Here is a 1,190-nt window from a genome sequence, read left to right as displayed (position 1 = left end):
TGTACGCTTCCCCATTCGGTAAGCCAGTAGTAAGCAGAGGTTAAGCAGCTTGTTTAAATTCGATGGGGGTCATAAAATTCAAGGCCTGGTGCGGCCGTTGGGTGTTGTAGTCGAGCATCCACTCGTCCACTAGCTGGCGCACGTGGGCCAGCGAGCGAAACAGGTGGGCGTCGAGCAGCTCGCGGCGAAACGAGCCGTTGAAGCGTTCGATGTAAGCGTTTTGGGTCGGCTTGCCGGGCTGAATCCAGTGCAGGGCAATGCCCTGCGCTTCGCACCATTCGCTCAACCGGGCGCTGATAAACTCCGGCCCATTGTCGGTGCGCAACTGCGCTGGCCGGCCGTGGCACTCGACCAAGCGTGTCAGCACCTGCACGACACGGGCGGCGGGCAAGGAAAAGTCGATTTCAACGCCCAGCAGTTCCCGGTTGTAATCGTCGAGCACGTTCAGGGTCCGAAACCGACGGCCGTCGGTCAGCACGTCGCTGGTGAAGTCGAGCGACCAGCACACGTTGGCCGCCGCAGGCACCGCCAACGGCTGCTTGACGCGGGCCGGCACCCGCTTTTTTAAGCGCCGGGGCAGGTTCAGGGCCAATGCCCGATAAATGCGCAAGGTGCGCTTGTGATTGATTACCAACCCATTTTTGCGCAAGCGGTGATGTAATTTCCAGAATCCCCAGCCGGAGTGCCGCCCCGTTAATGCCCGTAGTGCCTGCTGCACGGGCTCGTCGTTGCGCCCCCTTTCCACCCGCTGGTAGCTGCCGCGCGAAAGCCCAACCAGGGCACACGCCTGCCGTTGGCTCCAGCCTTTACTCACCAAGCCCTGCGCTGCCTGGCGCCGCGCCGCAGGGCTGCTTACTTTTTTCGCAGTATCTCCTTGATAGCCTGGTTTTCCAGGCTTAGGTCGGCGAACATCTGCTTGAGGCGTTTGTTCTCGTCTTCCAGGTGCTTGAGCCGAGTCAACTCGGCAACGCTGGCCCCGGCGTACTTGCTTTTCCACGCATAAAATGTCGCCTCGTTTAAGCCGTGCTCGCGCACGATTTGCGCCACGGTCTGGCCACTGGCTTGCTGTTGCAGAATGGCCACAATCTGGGCTTCGCTGAATCGTCCCTTTTTCATTTCGTCGTTGTCAGGTAGTGAAAATACGCTTTTCTCTACTCTCAACTGGCTTCCTATTTAGGGAAGCGTACAGG

1 protein-coding gene is annotated in these 1,190 nt (G+C 59.3%); it reads right to left on the bottom strand.

Going from position 1 to position 1,190, the window contains the following annotated elements:
- Nucleotides 1-40: 40 nt before the first annotated feature.
- Nucleotides 41-1,116 (bottom strand): IS3 family transposase gene (locus tag ACYU7Q_RS21815; RefSeq protein ID WP_460611573.1). Its coding sequence is split into 2 segments (ribosomal slippage): nt 41-864 and nt 864-1,116, totalling 1,077 coding nucleotides; the frame shifts between segments, so codons are not numbered across the junction.
- Nucleotides 1,117-1,190: the final 74 nt, after the last annotated feature.

This window comes from Hymenobacter terrigena (assembly GCF_054776515.1).
The sequence above is the reverse complement of the archived record's forward strand: the minus strand, read 5'-3'. Positions and strand labels throughout refer to the sequence as shown.